Raw genomic sequence first — 26,415 nt, 5'->3', positions numbered from 1 at the left:
CCCGGGGGTGCCGATGAGGGAAACCGTCCGAAGAACCGTGCTGCGCACCGCGGCCCGGGGACTCCGGAAAGGCCTTGCCCTGCCCGATCCGCTGCTGCGCCGGATCGTGGGCGGCCCGGTCCGGGTCGACGGCGACGAACTGAGCCCGACCGCGCAGCTGCTCATCAAGGTCGAACGGCTGTTCCAGCGAGACGAACCGCCGCTGGTGTCCGACCTCCCCCGCGCGCGCCGGGAGTTCGATCTGGTCTCCTCGACGATGCTCGCTGGTTCCGGGCCCGGCGTCAGGGTCTCCGACACCATGGTCGGCGGCGCCGAGGGGCTGCTGCGCGCGAGGATCTACCTGCCGCCCGGCGCCACCGGCGCGACACCGACGATGGTGTACTTCCACGGCGGCGGCTTCGTGCTCGGCAGCATCGACAGCCACGACGGGGTGTGCCGGTTCCTGAGCAGGCACAGTGGCGTCCGGATCATCTCCGTCGAGTACCGGCTGGCGCCCGAGAACCCCTACCCGGCGGCCGTCGACGACGCCATCGCGGCGTTCCGGCACGTGGCCACGCACAGTGAACGCTTCGGTGTTTCGGCCGGCGCGATCGGGGTCGGTGGCGACAGCGCCGGCGGGGCCATCGCCGCGGTCACGGCGCACGTGTGCATCCAGGAGCAGACCGTGGCTCCGGACTTCAACCTGATGATGTACCCGGTGACCGACGGTGTCGGCGGCCACCCGTCCCGCGAGTTGTTCCGGCAGGGTTTCTTTCTCGACGCCGAAATGATCGCCTGGTACCAGTCGCACTACGCGCCCGATCGCGCGCTGCTGACCCATCCCCGGATGTCGCCGTTGCGCGCCGAAGACTTCACCGGCCTGCCGCCGACGTGTGTGGTCACGGCCGGTTTCGACCCTTTCCGTGACGAGGGAGAGGACTACGCGAACCGTCTGCGCCGCGACGGCGTGCCGGTCACCCGGCTGCACTACGGCGGGCTCGTGCACGGGTTCGCCACCTTCCTCACCAGCGACGCGCACTCACGGCGGGCAGCACACGGGATCGCCGGCGCCTTGCGCCGCATCGCGAAGCCCGCTCCCCCCGACTCGCAGGCCGACCTCGCGACCTGACCGTCAAGCATCGGTGCTCAGTGGGGCGGGCGCAGCCATTCGACGGACCCGATCGCCTCGGTGACCGAGCCGAAGAGCCGCGCGGAGCCGTACGCCCGCTTGAAGTACAGGTGCGCGTCGTGCTCCCAGGTGATCGCGATACCGCCGTGGAGCTGGATCATCTCCGCGGTGACCAGTTCGACCGCCTCCGAGCACACCACCTTGGCCACGGCGGCCGCCGCATGGTCGACCGGGGCCACGGTGTCCGTGGTGCCGGACCCGGCGGCCAGCGCGGCCCAGGACGCCGACCGCGCCGCTTCGACCCGGACGTGCGCGTCGGCCATCCGGTGCTTGAGCGCCTGGAACGACCCGATCGGCCGGCCGAACTGATGCCGCTGCCGGGTGTAGTCCACGGTCAGTTCGAGGGCGCGCCGCGCCAATCCCACCTGTTCGGCCGACAGCATCGTCAGCGCGAGGGCACGCAACCGATCGATCGGGTAGCAGGCCGTGCCGAGGCGGCGGGCGGGCGAGCCGGAGAACTCGATCGCCGCGAACCTGCGGGTCGGGTCCATGCCCGGTGTGTGCCGTGGGGCGACCTGGTCACGGTCGACCTCGAAGAGGCCGACTTCGTCGCCGGCCCGTGCCAGTACCACCAGCAGCCGCGCGATGTCCCCGTCGAGCACATAACACGCCGTGCCGTCCAACCGGTATCGGCACTCACCGTCCACAATGGACTCCGATGCCGTGCACGCGAGTGAGGACCAGCCCTGCTCCCCCGCCCACGCCAGCGCGGCGACGGTGCCCTCGGCGATCGCGGGGAGCCACCGCGAGCATGCTTCCTCGTCCCCGGAGAGGAGCAGCGCGTAGGCGCACAGCGCCGAGCCCAGCATCGGGGCGGGAGTGAGGCCACGCCCCAACTCCTCCAGCACGACGGCGACTTCGCCGAGACCCGCGCCGACTCCGCCATAGGCCTCCGGCACCGCCAGCGCGGCCACGCCTATCTGGCCGCACAACGTCGCCCAGAGGTCCTCGTCGTATCCCTGCGGCATCTCCATCGCGGCCCGTACGTCGGAACGCTTTTCCAGCAGTCCCCGCACGGCCTCCCGCAGCGCCCGCGCGTCGTCGTCGTCCATCAGCCCAGCCCCTCCAGCACGCGCCGCCGGTGGAACGCGCCACCGCCCCAGGCTCCGACGAGCGCCCGGACCTTCGTCAGCCACAGGCCGAGGTCGTGCTCGGCGGTGAAGCCGATCGCGCCGTGCACCTGCAAGGCCGTGCGGGCCGCGAGGTACGCGGCGTCACCGGCCGCGACCTTCGCGGCGGAAACGTCCCGCGTCACCGAGGCGGCCGAGCCGTCGATCGCCACCGCCGCGCCGTGGATCAGCGGACGGGCCAGTTCGAGCCGGGTGACCACGTCCGCGAGGAGATGCTTGATCGCCTGGTACCCCCCGATCGGCCGCCCGTACTGATGACGCTGCTGGGCGTAGGCGACGGCGGTGTCCAGCAACCACTGTCCGGCACCGAGCAACTGCGCCGCGACGGCCAGTACCGCGTAGTCGAAGGCACGGGCCACGTCGGCGTCCACAATGGACTCTTCGGCCGTTCCCCGTACCCGGAACAGCCGCCGGGCCGGGTCGATCGACGAGACCGGAGTCGCCTCCTCGACCGCCATCCGTGCCGCTTTCCCGCCGTCCAGGCGCAGCACGACCCGCGCGATGTCGGCGTCGAGCGCGAACGGCACCTCGGGCGGCGCCAGCACGGTCACGATTTCGGTGTTCCCCGGCAGCAGGAGCGGCGCGACGACGACGGACTCGATCAGAGGGCCCGGCACCGCGTGGTATCCGAACGCTTCGAACGCCACCACCACGTCGGCGGCTTCGATGTCGGACTCGCCGAGCAACTCCAGCACGCCCATCCCGGCCAGGTTGCGCCACACCTTCAGGCCTGGTTCGTGGTCTCCCCGGGACCAGGCGCGCACCGCTGCCGGAGTGTCCGATCCGGACAGAAGATCGTGCAGCGCGGCGGCGAAATCCCGCTGCTCGGCCGACAACGTGAATTTCACGGGCGTGCCTCCCTCGGCAGCTTCAGCAGCCGTTCGGCGATCGTGTTGCGCTGGATCTGGTCGGTGCCCCCGTAGATCGGGCCGGCGAGGGAGAACAGGTAGCCGTCGGTCCACGGCCCGGTGAGTTCTCCTTCCGGGCCGAGCAGATCGAGCGCGGTCTCGTGCAGCTCCAGGTCCAGACGCGACCAGAACAGTTTGTTCACGCTGGACTCGGGCCCCAGCCCGCCACCGGATTCCAGCCTGGTCACCGTGCCGAACGTGTAGAGCTGGTAGGCGCGCGCCGAGATCCAGGCGTCGGCCACGCGGTCCGCGGTCGCTTCCGGCTCGCCGCACTCGCGCCACAGGTCCACCAGGCGGTCCGCCGCGGCGAGGAACCGGCCGGGACTGCGCAACGACAGGCCCCGCTCGTTGTTGGCCGTGGTCATCGCGACCCGCCAGCCCTCCCCCACCGCGCCGATCACGTCACGGTCGGGTACGAACACCTCGTCGAAGAAGATCTCGGCGAAACCCGGCTCACCGTCGAGTTGCGGGATCGGCCGGACACCGACTCCGTCGGCCCGGAGGTCGACCATGAAATAGGTCAGCCCACGGTGCCGCCGCTCGGCGGGATCGGTGCGGAACAAACCGAAGGCCTTGTCGGCGAACGCGGCGCGCGAGCTCCACGTCTTCTGGCCCGACAGCAACCAGCCGCCGTCGGTCCGCTCCGCGCGGCTCCGCAGCGCGGCGATGTCACTGCCCGCCTCGGGTTCCGACCACGCCTGCGCCCACACTTCTTCGCCGCGCGCCATCGGCGGCAGGATCCGGTCCTGTTGTTCCCGCGTGCCGTGCTCGAACAGGGTCGGCGCGAGCATGAAGATCCCGTTCTGGCCCACTCTGCCCGGCGCGCCCGCGGCGTAGTACTCCTCCTCGAAGAGCACCCATTGCAGCAATGACGCTTCCCGGCCGTGGTAGGCACGGGGCCACGACACCACCGACAACCGCGCGTCGGCCAGCTTCGCCTCCCATTCCCGGTGCGCGGCGAAGCCTTCCGCGGTGTCCATCGACGGCAGGGCCGGCCTCGGCACGTTTTCCGCGAGCCATTCCCGGACCTCGGTCACGAAGGCCGCGGTCGCGGCGTCGACATCGAGGTCCATCACCGCCCTCCCGCGTCTCGCATCGACCGGGCGGAATGACCGCCCAGGGAGTCGTCCGAGGTTTCCGCGTTGTGCGCGTGCGCGAAGTGGTGCAACCCGAACACGGAGTCCATTCCGGACCGCATGCCCATCAGGTCCTCGGCCTGGTTGACCGCTTTCTTCGCCAGCGCGAGGCCGAACGACGGCATTTCCGCGATCTTTCCGGCCAACGCGAGAGTCTCGTTTTCCAGCTCGTCGCGCGGAACCACGCGGTTGATCATTCCCCATTCCCTGGCTTGCGCGGCGCTGAACCGCGCACCGGTGAACAGCACCTCCTTGGCCGCGCGCGGACCGAGCACCCACGGGTGCGCGAAGTACTCGACCCCGGGAATTCCCATGCGCACCACGGGATCGGCGAAGAAGGCGTCGTCCGAGGCGACGATCAGATCACACACCCAGGCCAGCATCAGCCCGCCCGCGATGCACGCGCCCTGGACACTGGCGATCATCGGTTTCGGGATTTCCCGCCAGCGCCGGCACATTCCCAGATACACTTCGGACTCCCGGGCGAACCGCCGGTCTCCGCCTTCCTTCGTGGTGTGGTCCCACCACATCACGGCCCTGTAGTCGAAGGAGGTGTCGGCATCCCGTTCCGGCGATCCGATGTCGTGCCCGGCCGAGAAATGCTTTCCCGCACCGGCCAGCACGATCACCTTCACTTCGGCGTCGTCCACCGCCCGCGCGAATGCGTCGTCCAGGGCGTAGGTCATGGCCGAATTCTGCGCGTTGCGGTATTCGGGGCGATTCATCGTCACCACCGCCACTGGGCCACGACGCTCGTAGCGGACGGTCATAGTTGCTCCTTCTCCTCGGGCCTTTTCCCCGGGTTCGGTCAGCAAGCGTTTGAGAACCTTGCCGGAAGCGTTGCGGGGCAAGGATTCCATGAACACCACCACACGGGGCCTCTTGTAGTTGGCCAGGCGCTCGGCGCAGAACGCCCGCACCCGCTCCTCGGTCAGATCCTCTCCCACGATGCAGGCCTTGCCCACCTCGCCGAGCCGTTCGTCTTCGACGCCGACCACGGCGACCTCCCGCACTCCGGCCAGCCCTTCGAGAACCTGTTCCACTTCCGCCGGGTAGACGTTGAACCCGCCGCAGATGTACATGTCCTTGATCCGGCCGGTGATCATGAGGTTGCCCTCGGCGTCGAGCCTGCCGGCGTCGCCGGTGTGCAGCCAGCCGTCCGCGTCGATCGTCCGCGCGGTGGCCTCCGGATCGTCGAGGTAGCCCAGCATCACGTTCGGGCCGCGCACCAGGATCTCTTCGCCCCGGATCGTGACCTCGCAGCCCGCGGCGGCCCGTCCGGACGTCCGCGAGACCACCTCGGCCGGGTCGCCGGGACGGCACATGGTCACCACCACGGCCTCGGTCAGGCCGTAGGCGGTCAGCACCGTGCGGAAACCGAGTTCGGCGCGCATGCGCTCGACCAGGGTCACCGGCACGGTCGCGGCTCCGGTGACCGCGAGGCGCAACGAGGAGGTGTCCCGGGGCGGATCGCGCAGCAGTTCCTGGAAGATCGTCGGCGCGCCGGGGAGCACGGACACCCGCTCGCTCTCGATCAGCGCGGCCGTGACCCCCACGTCGAACACCGCCTGCGGGATGATCGTGGCACCGGTGGCCAGGCAGGCGAGAATGCCCGCCTTGTACCCGAAGCTGTGGAAGAACGGATTGATCACCAGGTACCGGTCGTCGCTGGTCAACTCGCCGCAACCGGCCCACGCGGTGGCGACCGCGAGAGCCTGCCGGTGCGCGGACATCACGCCCTTGCTGCGGCCGGTCGTGCCCGAGGTGAACAGGATGTCGCTCACGTCGTCCGGGGAAACGGCGTCGGCCGCCGCCTCGATACCGGTGAGCGGCACATCCTGGGCTCGTTCGGTGATTTCGTCCCAGCAGAGCGCGTCTTCGGCCGGCCCACCGCCGATCCGCACGACGCACCGCAGGTCCGGCAACCCCTCTGGTCCCGCCGCCTCGCGGATTCCCGCCAGCCGGTCGACGCCGAGGAAATCCCCCGCGACGACCAGCGCGCGTGCCCGGCTGCGGCGCAACAGATCGACCGTCTCCACCCCGGTGAACCGGGTGTTGACCGGCACGATGGTCGCGCCCCCGTACAACGCGCCCAGCGCGGCGATCACCCAGTGGTAGGTGTTGGGGGCGTTGAGGGCCACCCGGTCGCCAGGGCGCACGCCCTGTCCGGCGAACATCCTGGCGGCGAGGCGAACACGTTCCAGAAGTTCGGCGTAGGTGAGCCGGACATGCCCGTCCACGATCGCCTCGTTGTCCCCGAAAAGGGCTGCTGCCGCGCGTATCGCGGCCGGAATCGTCACCGGCTCCATGGCACCTCCCACACTGGACACCAAATCTAGAACATGTTCTCATTATCAGGCTAGTGCACGGAGGTGTGAGTGAACGATCCCGAGCGGATCCGAGCCGAAGCCGCGGACTGGCTGGCGAGCAATCTCACCGGCGAGTTCGCTCGGTTGCGCGGGCTCGGCGGCCCGGGCCGCGAGCACGAGGCGTTCGACGCCAGGCTGGCGTGGGAACGGCACATGGCCGCCGCGGGGTGGACGTGTGTCGGGTGGCCGGAAGAGTTCGGCGGTCGCGGTCTGTCCCTGGCCGAACAGGTCGCCTTCCACGAGGAGTACGCCGCTTCGGGGGCGCCCGCCCGGGTCAACCACCTCGGCGAGCACCTGTTCGGGCCCACCCTGATCGCGCTCGGTACGCCGGAACAGCGAAAACGCTTCCTGCCGAAGATCGTCCGCGTCGAGGAACTGTGGTGCCAGGGATATTCCGAGCCCGGCGCCGGGTCCGACCTCGCCGCGGTCTCCACGTCGGCGGTCCTCGACGGGGACGAATGGGTGGTCAACGGGCAAAAGGTCTGGACCTCGCTGGCCCACGTCGCCGACTGGTGCTTCGTGCTGGCCCGGACCGAGCGCGGCTCAGTCCGTCATCGCGGGCTGTCCTACCTGCTCGTTCCGCTCCGGCAGGAGGGCGTGACGATCCGCCCGATCCAGCAGCTCACCGGAACCTCGGAGTTCAACGAGGTGTTCTTCGACGGCGCGCGCACGGCCGCGGACCTCGTGGTCGGAGAACCGGGTGAAGGCTGGCGGGTCGCGATGGCCACGCTCGGTTTCGAACGCGGGGTGTCGACGCTGGGCCAGCAGATCGGGTTCCGGCGCGAACTCGAGGGCGTGATCGAGCAGGCACGGCGCACCGGCGCGATCGACGACCCGGCACTGCGCGACGAGCTGAACCGGGCCGAGATCGGCCTTCGGGTCCTGCGCGCGCACGCGCTGCGCACCCTCGGCGAGTCCGCCGGGCCCGAAGTGGCCGTCGGCAAACTGCTCTGGGCCGGGTGGCATCGGAGACTCGGCGAACTGGCCGTGCGCGCACGCGGCGCGCGGGCTCTGGTCGCCGATCCGGGCCTGGACGAGTGGCAGCGGCTTTTCCTGTTCTCCCGCGCCGACACCATCTACGGCGGTTCGGACGAAATCGAGCGGACCATCATCGCCGAGCGGATACTCGGCCTGCCCAAGGAGGTACGTGGGTGAAGGGGCACGACCTGCTCGCGGACAAGATCGTCGTGGTCACCGCGTCCGCCGGAACCGGCATCGGCTCGGCGGCCGCCCGGCGCGCCCTCGAAGAGGGCGCGCGCGTCGTGATCAGCGACCGCCACGAGCGCAGGCTCGCCGAAACCGCCGAAGAACTCGGCATGCTGGGCCCGGTGCACGCGATTCCCTGTGACGTCACCGACGAGGATCAGGTGTGCGCGCTGATCGACGGCACCGCCGAACGCTTCGGACGGCTCGACGTCATGATCAACAACGCCGGCCTCGGCGGCACCAGGTCGGTCATGGAGATGACCGACGAAGAATGGTCGCGCGTGCTGGACGTGACCCTCACCGGCACTTTCCGGTGTACCAGGGCGGCTTTGCGGCGATTCGCGGAGCAGGGTGGCGGCGGCGTGATCGTGAACAACGCCTCGGTGGTCGGCTGGCGTGCGCAGTCCGGTCAGGCGCACTACGCGGCCGCGAAGGCCGGGGTGATGGCGCTCACCCGGTGTTCGGCGATGGACGCCGCCGACCTCGGCGTCCGGATCAACGCGGTCGCGCCGAGCCTGGCCACGCATCCCTTCCTGGCCAAGGTCACCAGCGAAGAACTCCTTCGCGACCTGGAAAAACGGGAGGCGTTCGGCCGGTCCGCGACGCCGGAAGAAGTCGCCAACGTCATGGTTTTCCTCGCCAGCGACTACGCCTCCTACCTGACCGGCGAGGTCGTGTCCGTCAGCAGTCAGCACCCGTAGGAGAAACCGTGGCTACTCTGCCCTCCGCCTACCTCATCGACGCCGTGCGCACCCCGGTCGGACGCCGCGGCGGCGCGCTGTCGTCGGTGCACCCCGCCGATCTCGGCGCGCACGTGCTCAAGGCGGCCTTCGAGCGCACCGGTCTCGATCCGGGCCTGACCGACGACGTGATCTTCGGTTGCTGCGACACCATCGGCCCGCAGGCCGGCAACATCGCCCGCACCTGCTGGCTGGCCGCCGATTTCCCGGACCACGTGCCCGGGGTGACGGTCGACCGCCAGTGCGGTTCTTCGCAGCAGGCCGTCGCTTTCGCCGCGCAGGCGGTGATGTCGGGAACGATGGACCTGGTGGTCGCCGGCGGCGTGCAGAACATGAGCGCCATCCCGATCAGCGCGGCGATGCTCGCCGGGCGCGAATACGGCTTCGACGACCCGTTCTCCGGTTCGAAGGGCTGGCAGGAACGCTACGGCAGCATCGAGGTGTCCCAGTTCCGGGCCGCGGACATGATCGCCCAGCGCTGGGAGATTTCCCGTGAAGCCATGGAGGAGTTCGCGCTGAGCAGTCATCGGCGGGCCCTCGAAGCCGCCGACTCGGGCCGGTTCGAGCGGGAAATCGCGCCGATCGACGGGTTCAGCCGCGACGAGGGGCCGCGGCGGGACACCAGCCTGGAACGCATGGCCGGGCTGAAACCCTTGGCCGAGGGCTCCCGCCTGACCGCCGCGGTCGCCAGCCAGATCTCCGACGGGGCCAGCGCGGTGCTCGTCGCGTCGGAACGATTCGTTCAGGAACACCAGATCACGCCCCGGGCCCGGGTTCATCACCTGTCGGTGCGCGCGGCCGATCCGGTGTGGATGCTGACCGGACCGATCCCCGCGACCGCCCACGCGCTGCGCAAGGCCGGGCTTTCCGTGGAGGACATCGACCTGTTCGAAGTGAACGAGGCCTTCGCCAGCGTCGTGCTCGCCTGGCTCGACGAAACCGGCGCCGACCCGGCACGGGTCAACGTCAACGGCGGAGCCATCGCGCTGGGTCACCCGATCGGCGCCACCGGCGCCCGGCTCCTCACCACGCTGCTCCACGAACTCGAACGGCGAGAGGGCCGCTACGGGCTCCAGACCATGTGCGAGGGCGGTGGCACGGCCAACGTCACCATCATCGAGCGGCTCTGATCGGCGAAAAACGCGCAATTGTGGACCAGTCCGTCCGGGCTGGTCCATAATTTTTCCCGTTTTGACCAGAAACCCTACGCGATCGTCCACTTTCGCACATTAGCCTCACCCGGACTTCTTGACACATATTCTTGCACTTTCGGGAAAACCAGGTACCCGTTCACCGGCCCTCCGTAACGTTGTGGAACCATCGGCCGGCCGGTACTGGACACCGGCGCGTCTGACCGGTACGGGGGATTTCCAGCCTTGACCGACCTGAAAAAATCCATGGGCGGAATCGCGGGCACCTTCATGGCGTTGTCCGCCGTGCTGGGCAGCGGAATGATGATCCTGCCCGGGGTCAGCTATCACCAGCTGGGCAAATCCGCCTGGATCCCGTGGGCGATCGCCGCGGTTTCCGTCATTCCCCTGCTGTCCTGCTACGCATGGCTCGGCCGGCGCTATCCCTCGGCGTCCGGTATCGCCTATTACGCGGAGGTCGCCCTGGGGCCGGCCGTGGGACGCACCGTCGGGATCATCGCGACCATCGGACTGGTCGCCGCGGTGCCGGCGACGGCCCTGACCGGCGGACGCTACGTCGCGCAGTTCCTGGGTATCGGTGCCGCGGCACAGGTCTTCCCGATCGTCGTGCTGGCGGGCGGCACGATCGTCGCCTACCTCGGGGCGAACGTCTCGAGCAAGCTCCAGGTCGCGTTGATCATCGGCCTCTTCGCCCTGGTGACCTGCATCGCGGTCGTCGCGCTGGCCGTCCACGGTTTCGCGCCGCCGAACCTGGCCTTGCCCGCGCACGGCGACCTCGGCGGCGTGCTCACCGCGGTCTACGTGGCTTTCGTCGGGTGGGAGACGGTCGCCTTCACGTTCGAGGAACACAAGCGCTCGGACCTGATCCCCCGCATTTTCGCGGCATCCTTCGCGATCGTGGTGGTGCTGTACGCACTGCTGCTGCTCGGTCTGTTCGCCACCGTGGACCCCGCCGACGGCCGGCTGGATTCGGCCCCGCTGGTACTCCTCGCGGAACGGGCGCTGGGTTCCCTGGCTCGCCCGGTCATGCTGATCGTGGTGATCGCCTGCATCACGGCCAACGTCTTCGCCGCGGCGCTCGCGTTGTCGCGCCTGGTGTTCGGCCTCGCGCGAAGTGGTTATCTGCCGGCCAAGCTGAGCCGGGTACGGGAACGTGACCGCAATCCCGTCGCGGCGGTGCTCGTGGTGGGCGCGACGTTGACGCTGATCGCGACGCTGGGCGCGAGTGGCCTGTTCTCCTTCGAGGTCTTGTTCAGTGTCACCGGCGGGCTTTACTTCGTGCTGTACGGAATCGGCGTCGCCGCGTTCGCGCGGCTGGCCAAAGGGATCAAAGCAAGGGTCATCACGGTCGTTTCGGCCATCACGGTCGCCGCGGTGACGCTGATCGCGGGACCGTCGATGTGGTGGTCGTGGGCCGCATTCCTCGTGGTTCTGCTGGGCGTCGTCGCACTCGGCCGCCGGACGTCGAAGACCGCCGACGCGGAAACCATCCAGTTCAACGTCGCGGCGCTGCGCGCGGCGGAGCAGGAAACCGTGCAGTTCAACGTCGCCGGGCTGCGCACGGCCGATCGGGAAACGCTCCAGTTCGACGTGGGCTGGCTTCGCGGCGCCGACGCGCCGACCCTCGAATTCCCGACGATCAACCTGGGCCCCCGGCCGAAGAAGGCCCGCGAGCACGCCACCCACCCCTGAACCGGGACCGCGCCCGGCGTGTTCTCACCGAGCGCGGAGGCCGTCGACTAGCACCGACACGATCGTGGGTGCCCGCGTATCCCAGTCCGATTCCGGGATACGCGACAACGCGCCCAGCAGCAGGATGACGTCCGTGGCGTCGACCTCCGCACGCACCTGGCCGGCGGCTTTGCCTTGATCGAGCAGCTTTCCGAGCGCGTCGTCGAGCCGATGGTGGTGCGCTGAGTAGAGGTCCTGCCAGGCGGAAGCCTCGATCGCCGCCATCACACCGCGTTTGACCCGCGCATACGCGACCAGCCGGTCGAGCCAGCAGGTCAGCGCCTCCAGCGGAGGGTGCTGCGCCAGCAACGGCGCCACCGCGTCCACCAGCTGGGTCAGTTCATGCCGGTACACCTCCGCGAGCAGATGCTCGCGGGTCGGGAAGTGCCGGTAGAGCGTGCCTTGCCCGACCCCCGCCGACTTGGCGACCGCGTGCAGCTTCAGCTCGGCGATCGCACCGTTCGACCTGCTCAGTTCGGCCCTGGCGACCTCGACGATGCGGTCACGATTGGCGGCCGCGTCAGACCGGAGCTCACGATTCGCCACGGCACTGCCTCCCCTCCGTCGAACAAGTGGACAAGTGTCCGGTACTGTGGAAGTCAACCGGACAGTTGTCAGATTAGCGGGAAGGGGTCTCGATGAACGGACTCGACGGCAAGGTCGTCGCCATCACCGGAGCCAGCAGCGGTATCGGCGCGGCGACCGCGGTGGAACTGGCCTCCCGGGGCGCGGCCGTCGTGCTGGGCGCCCGGCGCACCGACCGGCTCGACGCGATGGTGGCGCGGATCCGGGCCGAGGGTGGCCGTGCCGAGATGCGGGAGGTCGACGTCACCCGGCGAGCCGATGTCGAGGAACTGGTGGCGCTGGCGGTGGAACGGTTCGGGCGCCTCGATGTCCTGGTGGGCAATGCCGGAGTCGCCCGGCTCGCTCCCCTGGCGGCGCTCGACGTCGACGACTGGGACGCGATGATCGACGTCAACCTGCGCGGTGTCCTGCACGGCATCGCCGCCGCGCTGCCGGTGTTCCGTCGTCAGGGTCGCGGGCACTTCGTCACCACCGTGTCGACATCGGGGCTGAAGATCGTGCCGGCGCAGGCTGTCTACGCGGGCACCAAGAACGCCGTCCGGACGCTGCTGGAAGCGCTGCGCCAGGAATCCACCGACGGCGTTCTCCGCACGACCTCCATCTCACCGGGCTACGTCCACACCGAACTCGTCGACCACGTCGACGACCCCGCACAGCGTGCGCAAGCCCAGCAGGCCATGGCGACGCTGGCCATCAGCCCCGACGCCGTGGCCCGCGCCATCGCCTTCGCCATCGAGCAGCCCGACGACGTCGAAATCGGCGACATCACCATCCGGCCCGCCCGGCAGGGGTGACCGGGAGCCTTCATCGCGCCGGAGTGCGGCCCGACGCGCTCTCGGCGTAGTCGCGGAACGTGCGGACGGCCGGCGGCAACGGCCGGTCCGCGGACCAGACGAGACCGATCTCGCGGCAGGCCGGCGGGTGGAGCGGGATCTCCACCGTGCCGGGGTTGGGCAACGGTTCGGACTCCGGGAGGATCGTGACGCCGAGCCGGGCGGCCACCATTCCGCGCAGGGTGTCCGCTTCCTCGCCTTCGAACGAAACCCGCGGCGTGTACCCCGCCTGGCCGAGCAGGTCGTCGACGATGCGGCGGACACCGGCTCCCGGTTTGAGCGACACGAACTCCGACTTCGCGAGTTCGGCGATCCGGACCCGTTTGCGCGAGGCGAGCGGATGTCCTTTCGGGACAACGGCCACGAGCGGCTGCAGCGCGAGAGCGGACATTTCGAAGCCGGGATCTCCGGTGGGCAGCGGCGCGGTGAGGATCAGATCGGCTTCGCCGGTCCTCAACCGCCGCAACAGTTCTTCGCTCGCGCCCTGGACAAGGGTGAACCGGACGCCGGGATGCGCGGCGCGGAACCCCGCCAGCAGTTCCGGGACCCGGACCCCTCCCATGGTGTGCAGGAAGGCCAGCGAAATGTGCCCGGACTCCGGATCGGCCTCGGCAAGGGCGGCCCGGAAACCTTGCCGCAGCTCACCCGCGGCCCGGCGCGCGGCTTCGGCCAGCAGCCCTCCCGCGTAGGTCAGCCGGATGCCCCGCCCGGCACGGGCGGCCACGGGAGTGCCCACCTGATCGGCCAACTCGGCGAGCCAGCGACTCGCCGTGGGCTGGGGGACGCCGGCGAGCGCGGCCGCACGCGTGAGGTTGCTCTCCTCGGCCAGTACCTCCAGGAGTGCCACGCGCGGGGCGAGCCACGCAACGCCCGTGGTCAGTGGGTCTTCCATCAGAACAATCCACCTGTGGATGACAAACGGACATTTTCAGTATTGGACGAATAATATGTCCCTGCTTACGGTCTGTCCACGTGACCGCCACCCAGACACCGGCCGCGGGGCTTCGCCACCTGCGTGGCACACCCGACTTCCGTCGCATCACCCTGGCGCTCTTCGCGTCCGGGCTGGCTACTTTCACCACTCTCTACTGCGTGCAGGCACTTCTGCCCGCGTTGAGCACCCAGTTCGGGCTGACGCCGGCCGAGTCGAGCCTTGCCGTCTCGTTCGGCACGAGCGGGCTGGCGGTGGGCATCATCCCGTTGACGGCGTTGTCGGGAGTCATCGGGCGGACGCGAATGATGGCCCTCTCCCTGTTCGCCGCGGCGGCGCTGGGGATCGTCCAGTCCGTAAGCCCGGCCTTCACGGTCCTGCTCGCGCTGCGCGCCCTGCAGGGGTTCGCGCTCGCCGGTCTGCAGGCGACCGCGATGTCCTATCTGGCGGAGGAGATCGACCGCCGGTCACTGGGCTACGCGATGGGCCTCTACATCGCGGGCAACGGGATCGGCGGAATGGCTGGCCGCCTGATCGCGGGACTCGTGGTGGACCTGGCGAACTGGCGGTGGGCGCTGGCGGTCGTCGGCCTCGTCGCGCTCCTCTGCGCGGTCGTGTTCCGCGTCAGCATCGTGGAGTCGGCACATTTCGTCCCGGCTCCGCCCCGCTTCCGGCAGTTGGCCGGTGCCGTGGGCGCCGCTTTCACCGATTCGGGCCTTCTCCGCCTGTTCGCCTGTGGCTTCCTGCTGATGAGCTCCTTCGTGACGGTCTACAACTACCTGGGTTTCCGGCTCCTGAGCCCGCCGTTCGCGCTGGCCCCGATCGCCGTCGGAATGATCTTCGTGGTGTACCTCGCCGGTTCGGTGTCCTCGACGCTGGCCGGCCGCCTGGTCGATGCGCTCGGGCGGCCGCGCATGCTGCCCGTCACCGCCGCGATCACGCTCGCCGGCGTCGCCCTGATGCTTTCGCCGGACATCGTGGTCGTCGTGATCGGACTCGTCGTCACCACCGCGGGGTTCTTCGCGGCCCATTCCGTGGCCAGTGGCTGGGTCGGTCCGCGGGCGGCCACCCTGCGGGTGCAGGGACCGTCGGTCTACCTGTGCTGCTACTACCTCGGCTCCAGCGTGGGCGGTTCGGTCGGCGGGCTCGCCTACGGCGCGGGCGGCTGGTCCGGTGTCTCGCTCTACGTCGGCGCGCTCGTGCTGGGAGCGCTGGCGCTGGCGTTGACCCTGCGCAAGCTCGCCCAGGCGACGCCTCGATGAACTAGCTGTGTTTCCAAGGCGCGAACACGCGCTAGCCTAGCCGCCGCATTCCCGGGTCACGACGCCTGTGTTTTGCGGGGGACACGGCCCCCCACACCCCCCGCTGGGGGCAAGCCCCCAGACCCCCGGGAGGACACGGTCGTCCGGCTCGCCGGCGACGGAAGCCGGCAGGTTCTTCAGGATCGCCGTGGCGCGGGCGACCACACCGTCGATGAGTCCCGCCACCGTCGGCAGGTCGTCGAGCAGGCCGACGACCTGTCCGGAGGCCAGGACACCGGCATCGGTCCGGCCTTCGACCAGCCCGGAGCGCAACAGCATCGGCGTGTTCGCGGCCATGACGACCTGGCTCCAGCCGAGGTCGCCGCTGTGGCGCATGGCCATTCCCTCACGGATCATCGCGGCCGGTGAAAGCCCGGTGAGCGCGCGGAACCGGATCGCGTTGCGCAGCGCGTGGACCAGACCACGCACCCGCCCGGCGCGCTCGAGCCGGTCGACGAGTTCGGTGCGCAGCACGCGGTGCGGCATGCCGTCCACCCTGCGGGTGACCACCGTGCCGCCGAGGCCCTGCTCCAGATAGAACCGCTTGACCTCGTCGGGGACCGTGCTTTCCCGCGTCAGCAGGAACCGGGTGCCCATCGCGATGCCCGCCGCGCCATAGGCCAGCGCGGCGGCGAGACCGCGCCCGTCGAAGAAACCGCCCGCGGCCACCACCGGAATGTCCACCGCGTCCAGCACCGACGGCAACAGCAACGTGGTCGCCACCGGCCCGGTGTGCCCGCCGCCTTCCCCGCCCTGCACGATCACGGCATCGGCGCCCCAGGCCGCGACCTTCTCGGCGTGCCGGGCCGCACCGACCGAGGGAATCACCACGATCCCGTGATCCTTCAGCTTCGCGATCATCTCCTGGCGGGGGGCGAGCGCGAACGAGGCCACCTTGACCCGCTCCCGGATCAGCAGATCCACCCGGTCCCCCGCGTCGGCGGCGTCCGCGCGCAGGTTCACGCCGAAGGGTTGGGCGGTGCGCCGCTTGACCTCCGCGATGGCCGATTCGAGTTCGTCGAAGGTCATCGTGGCGGACGCGAGAATGCCGAGCCCGCCTGCCTCCGCGGTCGCCGACACCAGGCGCGGTCCGGCCACCCAGCCCATCCCGGTCTGGACCACCGGATGCCGGACCCCGGTCAGCCGGGTCAGCGCGGTCTCGATGCTCACGAGGGCACCTCCCTGTCCCGCAACGCATCCGGGTCCAGCACCTCGCGGATCAGTTTCAGTTCCTCGTCGGTCGGTTCCCGCGTCACCTCGGTGGCGGACATCTCCACCGGGAAGGACGTCGCTTCCTCCACTTCGGACGGTTCGACGCCCGGATGGAGGGACACCAGCCGCAGGGTGTGATCCGGCCCGGAGAAGTCGAACACGCCCAGGTTGGTCACCACGCGATACACGTCATGGAACCGCTGCGCGGAGGGCCCCGTCGCGGCCGCGTTGTCGTAGCCCACCCCGGACACGACGTCCACCGATTCGACGAACACGCGCTTGCCGTGCCGGGGCACCCAGTAGCTCGTGCGATGGTTGACCGTGTTGCCCGGCGCGCCCCGCACGCCCAGCAACTGCCGCACCGGACGGTCGTGGTCCCCGATCGCGGAGATGTTCTGGTTGCCGAAGCGGTCGAGCTGGTTGGCGCCCATCACCACGTGCCGCCGCCCGTGGGGCACGATGGTCTCCAGCATCGCCCGGAACGGCTGCCATCCCTCGAGCACCCCGGAGGAGTCCAGCAGGTAGGCCTCGCCGTTGGACAGCAGCAGATCCGGCTCGAAGGTCAGCCGGGCCAGCTTCGCGCCCAGGGACGGGATCAGCCCCATCGGACTGGCCAGGATCTCCCCGTCACCCCGGAAAACCTCGGCGAGCGCCACCACCGCCACCTCGGCCCTCGTCACACTCACGCGACCGCCTCCTGTGTCTCGCGGGACACCCGCACCCGGTCGGCCCACGCGATCGGGGCTCCGCCATCGTCGATCACGCGGCCTCCTGTGTCTCGCGGGACACCCGCACCCGGTCGGCCCACGCGATCGGGGCTCCGCCATCGTCGATCACGCCGCGGCCTCCTGTGCGAACTTGTCCACTTCGGACAGATAGGTTCGTTCGTCGCCGGAGAGGAACCGGTCCACGAACTTCGGCCAGGCGGCCGCGTCCTTCGCGGAAGCCACATAGTGCCGCTGGAACCGTTCGTCGCGGCCGTAGTCCGGCGCGGCCATGGTGAAATGCGCTCCGCGCGGAGTTTCCACGACGCCGTCGACCGAACTCCGGTTGAGCAGCAACGACTGCACCGGCGCCGTCTCGGTCAGTTGCGCGGTGTCCACGATCTTTTCCACCGAGACGAACCGTTTCCGCGCGGCCAGGCAGAACAGGTCGTCGAAGTAGGGATCCGGCCCGAGATACTGGGCGTTGCCCCGCCGGTCGGCGCGATTGAGGTGCACCAGCGCGACATCCAGTGGTTGCGCCGGAACCGCCAGAAGCTCTTCGGAGTCCTCGTAGGGCGAGCGCACGGTCCGCAGGTCCGGGTTGAACCGCATCACGCCGGAGCCGAGCCCGGCCCGGGTGGGCAGGAACGGCAGACGCTGCGCGGCCGCCGAGAGCGCCGTGCAGAACATGCCCTCGTCGTACTCGGTGACCTCGATCTGCCCCGATTGACGCGCATAGCCGAACCACGGGTCGTACGGCACCGAATCCAGCGTCACGAAGCCGAAAACGACCCGCCGCACCTTTCCCGCCGCGCACAGCAGGCCGACGTCCGGTCCGCCGTAGGACACCACCGTCAGGTCCTTCACCGGCGACCTCAGGATCGCGCGCACCAGTGCCATCGGCTTGCGCCGCGAGCCCCAGCCGCCGATCCCGATCGTCATCCCGTCCGACAGTTCGGCCACGACATCGTCGGCCGTCGTCGTCTTGTCCGCCATCACCGCTCCCGCTCCAGGAACCCTTGTCGTGCCTCGTCCGCGGCGCCCACCAGGTTGAGTTCGAAGGTGAAGCCCTGTTCGAACCGGTAACTGCGGTGCACCTGCTGCGGGTCGATGCCGTTGAGCGCCTCCTTGGCCGCCCGGATCACCCGCGTGTCCTTCTTCGCGATGTCCCGCGCGATTTCCAGCGCCGCCTCGTCGAGTTCGTCGCGGGGCACCACCCGGTAGACCGAACCGTGGGACCGCAGTTCCTCGGCGGTGATGGTCCGGGCGGTGAAGTACAACGTGCGCATCAGATGCTGCGGCACCAGGCGCGCCAGATGCGTCGCCGCGCCCAGCGCGCCCCGCTCCACCTCGGGCACCCCGAAGGTCGCGTCGTCGGAAGCCACCACCACGTCGGCGTTGCCCACCAGGCCGATCCCGCCGCCAAGGCAGAAGCCGTGCACCGCCGCGATCACCGGCACCGCGCATTCGTAGACCGCGCCGAACGCCGCGTAGCAGCCCTTGTTCGCGCCGACCAGGGCGTCGAATCCGGACGAGCGCTGGATTTCCTTGATGTCCACGCCCGCGTTGAACCCGCGGCCTTCGGCCCGCAGCACCACGGCGTGCACCTCCGGGTCCTCCCCCGCCCGCCGCAGCGCGCCGGCCAGATCGAACCAGCCGCGCACCGGCAACGCGTTCACCGGCGGGAAGTCCACGGTGATCACTTCGATGTGGGCGTCCACCCGCTCGCACGAAATCGCCATCAGCTCGCTCCGTACACAGGTTCGGGTTCCGGTGCCTTCGCCAGCAGTTCGCCGACCACCGGGCCGAGCTCGGCCGGTTCCCACCGGGCGCCCTTGTCGGCGGCGGGGCCGTGCTCCCAGCCCCGGGCGAGGGAGACCTTCCCGCCCTCGACCTCGAAGACCCGGCCGGTCACCGCCGCCGACTCCTCGCTGCCCAGCCACACCACCAGAGGTGACACGTTTTCCGGCGCCATCGCGTCGAAGCCCGAATCCGGTTTGGCCATGTCGGAGGCGAACACCTCCTCCGTCATGCGGGTCCGCGCGGAGGGCGCGATCGCGTTGACCGTCACGCCATAGCGGCCCAGTTCGACGGCGGCCACCACGGTCAGCGTGGCGATCCCGGCCTTCGCGGCCGAATAACTCGACTGCCCGACGCTGCCCAGCAAGCCGGCGCCGGAGGTGGTGTTGATCACGCGGGCCTGGGGCGTCCGGCCCGCCTTGGCCTCGGCGCGCCAGTACGCGGCCGCGTGCCGCATCGTGGCGAAGTGGCCCTTCAGGTGCACGCGGATCACCGCGTCCCACTCCTCTTCGCCGAGGTTGACCAACATGCGGTCCCGCACGAATCCGGCGTTGTTCACCAGCACGTCCAGCCGGCCGAATTCCCCGATCGCGGTCCCGATCAGGTCGCGGGCGCCGTCGAAGTCGGCCACGTCGTGCTTACTGGCGACCGCCCGGCCGCCGCGTTGTTCGATCTCGGCCACGACCTGGTCGGCCGGTCCGTCCCCGGTCACGCTGCCGTCCAGCGCGACGCCGATGTCGTTGACCACCACCAGCGCGCCCTCGGCGGCGAAGGCGAGCGCGTGCGCCCGCCCGATCCCGCGGCCCGCGCCCGTGACGATCACGACCCGGTCCCGGCACAAGCTCATCGCTGTCCCTTCCTCTTTCCCGCGAGTTCGTCGCCGCGGCATGGGGCTCTCATGGCTGCTCCTTGTTGACATCGCTGGCCGCCAGGAAGGCGGGAACCTCGCCACCGCCGTGCACGAGCAGCGTGGCGCCGGAAACGTAGGAAGCCAGTGGTGAAGCCAGAAAGACGGCGCAGTCACCGATCTCGCCGGGTTCGGCGAGCCTGCCCAGCGGCACGGTCGCCCCGACGGCGCGCACCCCGGCCTCGCTGCCGTAGTGCGCTTCGGCCCGCTCCGTGCGCACCATCCCGACGTCAAGAGCGTTCACCCGCACCTTGGGCGCCCACTCGATGGCAAGGCTCGCGGTCAGGTTGTCCAGACCGGCCTTCGCCGCGCCGTAGGCCGCGGTCCCCGGCGACGGCCGGGTGCCGCTGACGCTGCTCACCATCACGATCGAGCCGCCCGAGTCCTGGCGCTGCATCACGGCGTTCGCGTGCTGGGACACCAGCAGCGGAGCGAGCAGGTTGAGCCCGACGATCTTGTCGTGGAAACGCGGCGACGCCTCGGCCGCCCGCGCGAACGGCGCACCGCCCGCGTTGTTGACCAAGACGTCCAGCCGCCCGTAGCGGGCCACGATCGCGCCGATCAACTCTTCCACCTGGCCGGGGTCGCGCACGTCACAGGCGTGGAAATCGCCGAGCGGCCGCTCCGGCGGGGTACGCGCGCAGGTGACCACGGTGGCCCCCCGCGCGAGGAACGCGCGGGTTATCCCGGCGCCGACGCCACGGACGCCGCCGGTCACCAGTACCACGGCACCGTCCTGCCGAAGGTCGCTCACCACCCCCCAAAACTAGAACACGTTCTCAAAATGAACAAGGCCCGCCCGCGCGGGTCGCACGCCATCATGCGACCGGCTGAGCGGTGGGGAAACTGGAACACGATCTACCGTGACGTCAGCTGAAGGCAGTCCGCTTGGCCGATCGCGGCGAGATAGCGCGATACCGCCGAGGCATCACCGGCGTCGGAGATCAACGCCACATAACCATCGGGACGGATCAGCACGAGGGTGGCCTCGCCCGCGCCGTAGGCATCGGCAAGATGGCCTTCGGTGTCGGCGATGTCGTCGGGGCCGGTCGGTCGTCCGACGACATGGAGAGTCCTGGTGCCGGCTTCGACCGCAGGCGTGGCCCCGAAGTTCAGCAAGGTGAAGCGCCCATCGCGCGTCAGGTCGAACAACCGGCTTTCGCCTTCTACTGTCATCAGATGGGTCGCATCGGGGGCGCGGTCGCCGGCGCGCAGCAGCGCGGTCTCGTCGCGATCATCGCGCGCCAAGACAGAGCCACGATAGGTCAGGTGGAGCTGTAACGTACTCGCATCGCGGCGGGTGTCGACGCCCTTCTGGTCCATCCAACGCTTGAGGAGCGTGTTGGAGAGCGGTATCACATCGCGACCGGCGACGGATCGCCGTTCGGCCTCGTAACTGTCGAGTAGCACCGGCGAGGCGCCCTTCGCGACCGCCGCGAGCTTCCAGCCAAGGTTGTGCGCATCCTGGATACCGGTGTTCATCCCCTGGCCGCCGGCCGGAGAGTGGACGTGCGCCGCGTCGCCGGCGAGGAACACCCGGCCCACCCGATAACGGTCGGCGAGGCGGATGTTGGCACGCCACAGCGTCGACCACTCCGGCTCGTGGAGACGGATGTCGGTGCGGCCACTCCGCCGCTCGAGGATCGCCTGCAGGTTCGCGAGGCTGAGCCTGGAGTCCTGTTCCAGCCCGATGGTGGCCTGGTATTGGAAAACGGTGGTCGAGGGCAGCGGGCAGAGACCGCAGAAGCCCTCCTCGTGCCGCCACATGTGCCAGGCATCGCGATCGAGGCCGTCGACCTCGACATCGGCGACGATCATCCGGACCTCGTCGCGGGTCTCGCCCTCGAAGGCGATACCGGCGTGCTTGCGGACGGTGCTGCGGCCACCGTCGCAGCCGACCAGCCAGCACGCGGTGACCGTCTCGGCATCGCCGCCCTTGACGACCACCGCCGACACGCCCTCGTCCGACTGCTCGAAGCCGACCAGCGTGGTGCCGAACTCGACCGTCCCGCCGAGCTCCGCGAGCCGCGACCTCAGCGCTTCTTCGGTGCGCCATTCGGGGGTGATCAGGCTCGTCGTATACGGGATGTCGGGACGATTTCTCAACGACTCGGGTTCCTCGCCACCCACCGTCACGCGACCATCGACACCGGTCGAACGCAGCGGCATAGCCATCCGGCCTCCCGCGAGGACACGGTCGACGATGCCGAGATTGGTGAACACCTCGAGCGTACGCGGCTGGATGCCCTTGCCCCGCGAGCCGGGCTGCGGCCCGGAACAGGCATCGATCAGGCGGAAGGCGACGCCGCGGCGGGCGAGTTCGCACGCCAGCGTCAGGCCGGTTGGGCCCGCGCCGACGATCAGCACCGTCGGTCCGTCCTGGGTTCGCGGCGAAAGTTTCGTTGTCTCGGTCATGACCTCAACCCCAACTAAGAAAGGAATCACTTTCTAACCACGATAGACCCGGTTGCCAAGAAAGGAAAGACTTTCTACCGTGAGGCGATGGTCACCGAGGCGCCCGAACCCGCCCGCCGTCGCCGGCACGGCAAGGAACTCGAAGCCGCGCTGCTCTCAGCCGCTTGGGACGAGCTGGTCGAGGCCGGATACGCCCGCCTGACCATGGAATCGATCGCCGTACGCGCGCGCACCAGCGAGGCGGTGCTCTACCGCCGTTGGGCCAACAAGGACCAGCTCGTGCTCGCCGCGATCGAGCACCACCGGAACGCCAAGCCGGTCGCGATGCCCGACACCGGCACCCTGCGCGGTGATCTGCTCGCCTACCTGACCGCCGTCAGCGAAGCCCGTGCCGCCTTCTTCGCCGTCGCCGCGGCCGCCGCCTTCTCGGGGCTGAGGGCCGACACCGGCCTGACCCCCGCGCAGGTCCGCGAGAAGGTCATGGGCGGCCGGCGGCTCCCGCACGAACGAACCATCTACCAACGCGCGCACGAGCGCGGCGAAATCGACCTGACCCGCATCCCCGCCGCGGTCCTCGCCATGCCGTTCGACCTGGTGCGCCACGACCTGCTCATGGACCTCGAACCCCCGGAGCCCGCGCGCGTCCGGTCGATCGTCGACGAACTCTTCCTGCCCCTCGTGCGGCCCCGAGACCGCTAGCCCCGGTGCCGCCGTCCGCTGGACGTCGTCGAGGACGGGAAGCAGTCGAACTGGAAGGCGCAACTCGGGAACGCCGAGTCCGGGAAGGACGGGAACGTCGGCCCACCGTTGCGGCGGCTGGGCGACGGCTGGCCGGTCGTGCTCGGCTGGCCGGACCCGTCGTCGGTCTGGTCCCCGTTGTCGCCCTGCCCCGGCGTCCCCATGATCAGGTTCCCTTCGGGGAACTGCTTGGCCGGCTTCCCGTTCAGGTACGAGTCCATGAAGGCCTGCCAGATGTAACCCGGCTCCTCACGGCCGTAGACGTCGTACCCGTGTTCCTTTCCGATGCCATTGTGGTAGTTGCCGTAGATCGGCGCGGGCTGTTTCTTGTTGCCGAACCACACCGCGGTGACCACCTGCGGGGTGTACCCGACCATCCACGCCTCCGAGTTGTGGCCCGTGTTCTGGAACTGGGCCGTGCCGGTCTTGGAGGCGGTCGGGCGGCCGCCGGACAATCCGTCCTTGGAGTGGGTCGCGACGTCGCTCATCGACGCGGTCACGGTCCGGGCGATCGCGGAATTCGTCGAGGCGTCGGTGCTGAACGCCGGTTTCGGCGCGGCGACGAACTGGAACAGACTGCCGCCACCGGCGTCGGTGATCCGGCTGACCAGATGCGCGGGAACGTATTTTCCGTCGTTGGCGAAGGTGGCGTAACCCTGCGCCTGATCCAGCGGGCGCACCGGGTACTGCCCGATCGAAATACCGAGTTCGGTGTTGCCGGTGCCCTGGCCGGTACGGGGATCGGTGTTCTGCAGGGAGTCGAAAGTGGACCCGAGCGAGGAGGTGATCTGTTTCGGGATACCGGCCGACCACGCCGCCTGCCGCACCGTGCCCACCCCGATCTGGGCACCCATCTGGTAGAAGACCGTGTTGATCGACTGCGTCATGGCGTCCTTGACGCTGACCTGTTGCGCGCTTTCCCCGTCGGAGTTGTGCACCACCTGACCCTGGATGGTCTGGTTGTCACTGCCGTCGTACATGGTGTTCAGGCCGATGGTGTCCGGGCTCTTCTGCAACGCGGCGGCGAACACGTAGGGCTTGAACCCCGATCCCGGCTGTTGCGGCGTCTTCGCCAGGTCGTAGGAGGTCGACCCGTCACCGCCGTAGTAGGCGAGGATGCCGCCCGTGCCCGGATCCACCGACACCAGGGCGGAACCCTCGTCCGGGTACTCCTTGTCCGCCGCCATGATCTTGTTCACGGCGTCCTCGGCGTCCTGCTGGGCCTTCGGGTTGATGGTGGTGTAGATCTTCGCGCCCGAGTTGTAGAGTTCGTCTTCCGGATGACCGCTGGCCGCCAGTTCGTCGAACACCGCGGAGACGATGTACTGGCGGACCGGCGAAATGCCGGAACCACCGCCGGTGTCCTGGATCGGCGTGGGGAACTGGGCGGTGTCGAACTCGGCCTGCGTGATCCAGTGGTTCGCCAGCAACCTGCCCATGACGTAGTCGTAGCGCCGGTGCTGATACGTGGCGTTGTTCGCGGCCGCCGGGCTCTGCACCATCCCGGCGAGGAACGCGGCCTGCTCGGTGTTGAGCTTGGCGACGTCGATGCCGTAGAAGGCATGCGCGGCCGCCTGGATGCCGTACGCCCCGCGTCCGAAGTAGACGGTGTTGAGATACGCGGTGAGGATGTCCTGTTTCGAGTAGGTGCGGGTCATCTTGAACGACTCGACCATTTCGACGAACTTGCGCTGAAGGGTGTCCTGGGCATTGCCGGTGGCGTTCTTGACGTATTCCTGGCCGATGGTGGAACCACCACCGGTGCCGCCGGAAAGCCGGTTCCACACGGTCCGGAGAATCGCCGACACGTCGAAGCCGTTGTTCGTCATGAACGTGGCGTCCTCGGCCGCCATCTGCGCGTTCTTCATCGCGTCCGGGATCTGGTCCCAGGAGACCATCTGGTGGCTGCCCGACGCCGACTTGGTGTACATCACCGAGCCGTCCGAGTAGTACAGGGTCACCTGCTGGTTGTGGCTTGCCGCCAGTGAACTCGGGTCCGGCACGACCACCGACGAGTAGGTGATGAGGAACGCGACCACGGGCACCACCAGCCCCACGCCGGTCAGCACGTAGAGCGTGCGGCGCGCGCGACGCCAGAACACCTTGTTCCGCATGGCCGAAGACTCTAATGGCGACCGGGTGGGATCGGCGTTGGGCGGTGGTGTAGAACAACAGCAGGGAAATCCGGAATTCCACGGGCGGGCCATTGACCTCGGTAAACAGACGTGGCGTACGAACGCGCGCTGACGTTGTGCTCACCGCGTTGTTACTGATCGTGCTCGGCTGTCTGGCCAACGGACTGCCCAAACTCTACGCCGATGTGGACGTCTACCGGCTCGGCGCGCTGACCTTTCTCGACGGCCACTCCGTCTACCACCAGCTCCCGGTGTCGGACATCGGCGGGCCGCTCCCCTACACCTACCCGCCGTCGTCGGTGCTGCTGTTCGTGCCGCTGGCGCTGGTACCCACCTGGCTCGGGTACCCGCTCGTCACCGCCGTCACCGCCTACGCGCTGGTCCCGCTGGTGAAGGTCTACGCCTCCGGCGCGCCCGAACTGCGCCGGCTGCTCGGCCGCCCGTGGGTGGTGGCCCTGGCCGCGATCGCCCTGCTGCTCGGGCATCCGGTGGCGAACACCGTCTACTGGGGCCAGATCAACGTCGTCCTGATGACGATGGTCGCCCTCGACGTACTCTCACCGAACCCGCGCTGGCCACGCGGCCTGCTGATCGGCGTGGCCGCGGCGGTCAAGCTGACCCCCGCCGGGTTCGTGCTGATCTTCCTGCTGCGCCGGGACCGGCGCGCGCTGTTCACCGCGGCCGCCGGTTTCGTGGGCGCCACCGCTCTCGCCTTCGTCTTCATGCCTGCCGATTCGGTGTTCTACTGGACCGACCGCGTGTTCAACGCCACCTCCATGCGGATCGGCGGCCCGCTGGCCAACGAGTCCCTGTTCGCCAGTCTGGAGAAGCTGGGCCTGGACGGTCTCCCGCTCACCGTTCTCGGTGCCGTGGGCCTCGTGGCGATCCTGGCGATGACCTGGTTCGGCACCCGGCGCGCGCTCGCCGACGCGGACCCGGCGATGGCGCTGGCCGTGACCGCGGCCGGGGACCTGCTGCTGTCGCCGATTTCGTGGTCGCACCACTGGGTGCTCGCGCTGCCCACCGCCGCGCTCGTGCTCGTACGCGGCTACCAGCGCCACGACGGCCCCCTGCTGCTCGCCGGATGGCTGGCGGTGGTGATCGTGTGGCTCGCGCCCCACTACGCCCTGCCTCCGGTGGCCCAGTGGGGCACACTGGAGAAGATCGTCGGCAGCAGCTACCAACTGCTGGCGCTGGCTTTGCTGGCCGTGATGGCGGCGCGCTGGTTCACCCGCAGGCCCGGCCCCACGGTGACCCGTTGGGACCTGGAAACCGTGGCCTGACGGCAGGGCTGCGGTACCCCCGTCATCCCCTA

The 26,415-nt window shown here is 69.4% G+C and carries 23 protein-coding genes and 1 pseudogene; 9 read left to right on the top strand and 15 right to left on the bottom strand.

Annotation, left to right across the window (positions count from 1 at the left end; genetic code table 11):
• The first annotated feature begins 13 nt into the window (after positions 1-13).
• Positions 14-1,108, top strand: a complete 1,095-nt coding sequence (locus tag ACFSXZ_RS10585; RefSeq protein WP_378263854.1) for an alpha/beta hydrolase — start codon at positions 14-16, stop codon at positions 1,106-1,108.
• 17 nt (positions 1,109-1,125) lie between these two features.
• On the opposite strand, the gene ACFSXZ_RS10580 is transcribed toward ACFSXZ_RS10585, so the two are convergent.
• The 5 genes and pseudogenes from ACFSXZ_RS10580 to ACFSXZ_RS10560 all read right to left on the bottom strand — a co-directional run.
• Complete coding sequence (locus ACFSXZ_RS10580) at positions 1,126-2,220, bottom strand: acyl-CoA dehydrogenase family protein (RefSeq protein WP_378263852.1); 1,095 nt, start codon at positions 2,218-2,220, stop codon at positions 1,126-1,128.
• Positions 2,220-3,146: an acyl-CoA dehydrogenase family protein gene (locus ACFSXZ_RS10575; protein WP_378263850.1), complete on the bottom strand. Its 927-nt coding sequence runs from the start codon at positions 3,144-3,146 to the stop codon at positions 2,220-2,222. Before ACFSXZ_RS10575 ends, ACFSXZ_RS10580 begins: the two co-directional genes overlap by 1 nt.
• A complete protein-coding gene (locus tag ACFSXZ_RS10570) occupies positions 3,143-4,279 on the bottom strand; it encodes an acyl-CoA dehydrogenase family protein (protein WP_378263848.1) in 1,137 nt (378 codons plus the stop codon). The genes ACFSXZ_RS10575 and ACFSXZ_RS10570 overlap by 4 nt, the downstream gene beginning before the upstream one ends.
• A complete protein-coding gene (locus ACFSXZ_RS10565; RefSeq protein ID WP_378264778.1) occupies positions 4,279-5,112 on the bottom strand; it encodes an enoyl-CoA hydratase in 834 nt (277 codons plus the stop codon). Before ACFSXZ_RS10565 ends, ACFSXZ_RS10570 begins: the two co-directional genes overlap by 1 nt.
• Before the next feature lie 51 nt (positions 5,113-5,163).
• A pseudogene (locus tag ACFSXZ_RS10560) lies at positions 5,164-6,651 on the bottom strand (FadD3 family acyl-CoA ligase); the annotation flags it as partial.
• Positions 6,652-6,720: 69 nt separating this feature from the next.
• On the opposite strand from ACFSXZ_RS10560, the gene ACFSXZ_RS10555 reads away from it, so the two are divergent.
• The 4 genes from ACFSXZ_RS10555 (at position 6,721) to ACFSXZ_RS10540 (ending at position 11,500) form a co-directional block, all read left to right on the top strand.
• Positions 6,721-7,866 (top strand): acyl-CoA dehydrogenase family protein, encoded by a 1,146-nt coding sequence (locus ACFSXZ_RS10555; RefSeq protein WP_378263846.1) that lies wholly within the window; start codon positions 6,721-6,723, stop codon positions 7,864-7,866.
• Complete coding sequence (locus tag ACFSXZ_RS10550; RefSeq protein WP_378263844.1) at positions 7,863-8,618, top strand: SDR family oxidoreductase; 756 nt, start codon at positions 7,863-7,865, stop codon at positions 8,616-8,618. Before ACFSXZ_RS10555 ends, ACFSXZ_RS10550 begins: the two co-directional genes overlap by 4 nt.
• Positions 8,619-8,635: 17 nt before the next feature.
• A complete protein-coding gene (locus tag ACFSXZ_RS10545) occupies positions 8,636-9,787 on the top strand; it encodes an acetyl-CoA C-acetyltransferase (protein WP_378264776.1) in 1,152 nt (383 codons plus the stop codon).
• A gap of 246 nt (positions 9,788-10,033) precedes the next feature.
• The gene (locus ACFSXZ_RS10540; RefSeq protein WP_378263842.1) at positions 10,034-11,500 is read left to right on the top strand and encodes an APC family permease; all 1,467 of its coding nucleotides are present in this window, start codon (positions 10,034-10,036) and stop codon (positions 11,498-11,500) included.
• Between the two features lie 24 nt (positions 11,501-11,524).
• Here the strand turns inward: ACFSXZ_RS10540 and ACFSXZ_RS10535 are convergent, their stop codons facing one another.
• A complete protein-coding gene (locus tag ACFSXZ_RS10535) occupies positions 11,525-12,085 on the bottom strand; it encodes a TetR/AcrR family transcriptional regulator (RefSeq protein ID WP_378263840.1) in 561 nt (186 codons plus the stop codon).
• A gap of 92 nt (positions 12,086-12,177) precedes the next feature.
• On the opposite strand from ACFSXZ_RS10535, the gene ACFSXZ_RS10530 reads away from it, so the two are divergent.
• Complete coding sequence (locus tag ACFSXZ_RS10530) at positions 12,178-12,918, top strand: SDR family oxidoreductase (protein ID WP_378263838.1); 741 nt, start codon at positions 12,178-12,180, stop codon at positions 12,916-12,918.
• A gap of 10 nt (positions 12,919-12,928) precedes the next feature.
• Here the strand turns inward: ACFSXZ_RS10530 and ACFSXZ_RS10525 are convergent, their stop codons facing one another.
• Entirely contained in the window at positions 12,929-13,849 is a 921-nt protein-coding gene (locus tag ACFSXZ_RS10525) for a LysR family transcriptional regulator (protein ID WP_378263836.1), read from the bottom strand.
• 80 nt (positions 13,850-13,929) lie between these two features.
• On the opposite strand from ACFSXZ_RS10525, the gene ACFSXZ_RS10520 reads away from it, so the two are divergent.
• Positions 13,930-15,150 (top strand): MFS transporter, encoded by a 1,221-nt coding sequence (locus ACFSXZ_RS10520; protein WP_378263834.1) that lies wholly within the window; start codon positions 13,930-13,932, stop codon positions 15,148-15,150.
• Between the two features lie 36 nt (positions 15,151-15,186).
• Here ACFSXZ_RS10520 and ACFSXZ_RS10515 read toward each other — a convergent pair whose 3' ends face one another.
• The 7 genes from ACFSXZ_RS10515 to ACFSXZ_RS10485 all read right to left on the bottom strand — a co-directional run bounded on the left by ACFSXZ_RS10515 (position 15,187) and on the right by ACFSXZ_RS10485 (position 22,179).
• Positions 15,187-16,353 (bottom strand): NAD(P)H-dependent flavin oxidoreductase, encoded by a 1,167-nt coding sequence (locus ACFSXZ_RS10515; protein ID WP_378264774.1) that lies wholly within the window; start codon positions 16,351-16,353, stop codon positions 15,187-15,189.
• Positions 16,354-16,355: 2 nt separating this feature from the next.
• Positions 16,356-17,087: a CoA-transferase subunit beta gene (locus ACFSXZ_RS10510; RefSeq protein WP_378263832.1), complete on the bottom strand. Its 732-nt coding sequence runs from the start codon at positions 17,085-17,087 to the stop codon at positions 16,356-16,358.
• A gap of 147 nt (positions 17,088-17,234) precedes the next feature.
• A complete protein-coding gene (locus ACFSXZ_RS10505) occupies positions 17,235-18,101 on the bottom strand; it encodes a CoA transferase subunit A (RefSeq protein ID WP_378263830.1) in 867 nt (288 codons plus the stop codon).
• Positions 18,101-18,847, bottom strand: a complete 747-nt coding sequence (locus ACFSXZ_RS10500; RefSeq protein WP_378263828.1) for an enoyl-CoA hydratase family protein — start codon at positions 18,845-18,847, stop codon at positions 18,101-18,103. Before ACFSXZ_RS10500 ends, ACFSXZ_RS10505 begins: the two co-directional genes overlap by 1 nt.
• Positions 18,847-19,752: an SDR family oxidoreductase gene (locus ACFSXZ_RS10495; protein ID WP_378263826.1), complete on the bottom strand. Its 906-nt coding sequence runs from the start codon at positions 19,750-19,752 to the stop codon at positions 18,847-18,849. The genes ACFSXZ_RS10500 and ACFSXZ_RS10495 overlap by 1 nt, the downstream gene beginning before the upstream one ends.
• Positions 19,753-19,801: 49 nt before the next feature.
• The gene (locus ACFSXZ_RS10490) at positions 19,802-20,569 is read right to left on the bottom strand and encodes an SDR family oxidoreductase (RefSeq protein ID WP_378263824.1); all 768 of its coding nucleotides are present in this window, start codon (positions 20,567-20,569) and stop codon (positions 19,802-19,804) included.
• A 101-nt stretch (positions 20,570-20,670) separates the two neighbouring features.
• Positions 20,671-22,179: an FAD-dependent oxidoreductase gene (locus tag ACFSXZ_RS10485; RefSeq protein ID WP_378263822.1), complete on the bottom strand. Its 1,509-nt coding sequence runs from the start codon at positions 22,177-22,179 to the stop codon at positions 20,671-20,673.
• Positions 22,180-22,314: 135 nt separating this feature from the next.
• Between ACFSXZ_RS10485 and ACFSXZ_RS10480 the strand changes: the two genes are divergently transcribed.
• The gene (locus ACFSXZ_RS10480) at positions 22,315-22,926 is read left to right on the top strand and encodes a TetR/AcrR family transcriptional regulator (protein ID WP_378263820.1); all 612 of its coding nucleotides are present in this window, start codon (positions 22,315-22,317) and stop codon (positions 22,924-22,926) included.
• On the opposite strand, the gene ACFSXZ_RS10475 is transcribed toward ACFSXZ_RS10480, so the two are convergent.
• Positions 22,923-25,079, bottom strand: coding sequence for a transglycosylase domain-containing protein (locus ACFSXZ_RS10475; protein ID WP_378263818.1), 2,157 nt, complete (start codon positions 25,077-25,079; stop codon positions 22,923-22,925). The genes ACFSXZ_RS10480 and ACFSXZ_RS10475 overlap by 4 nt on opposite strands.
• A 137-nt stretch (positions 25,080-25,216) precedes the next feature.
• Here ACFSXZ_RS10475 and ACFSXZ_RS10470 point away from each other — a divergent pair, with 137 nt between their 5' ends.
• Positions 25,217-26,383 (top strand): glycosyltransferase 87 family protein, encoded by a 1,167-nt coding sequence (locus ACFSXZ_RS10470; protein ID WP_378263816.1) that lies wholly within the window; start codon positions 25,217-25,219, stop codon positions 26,381-26,383.
• Positions 26,384-26,415 lie beyond the last annotated feature (32 nt).

The organism is Amycolatopsis pigmentata, assembly GCF_042684065.1.
Lineage (GTDB): Bacteria > Actinomycetota > Actinomycetes > Mycobacteriales > Pseudonocardiaceae > Amycolatopsis_E > Amycolatopsis_E pigmentata.
The sequence above is the reverse complement of the archived record's forward strand: the minus strand, read 5'-3'. Positions and strand labels throughout refer to the sequence as shown.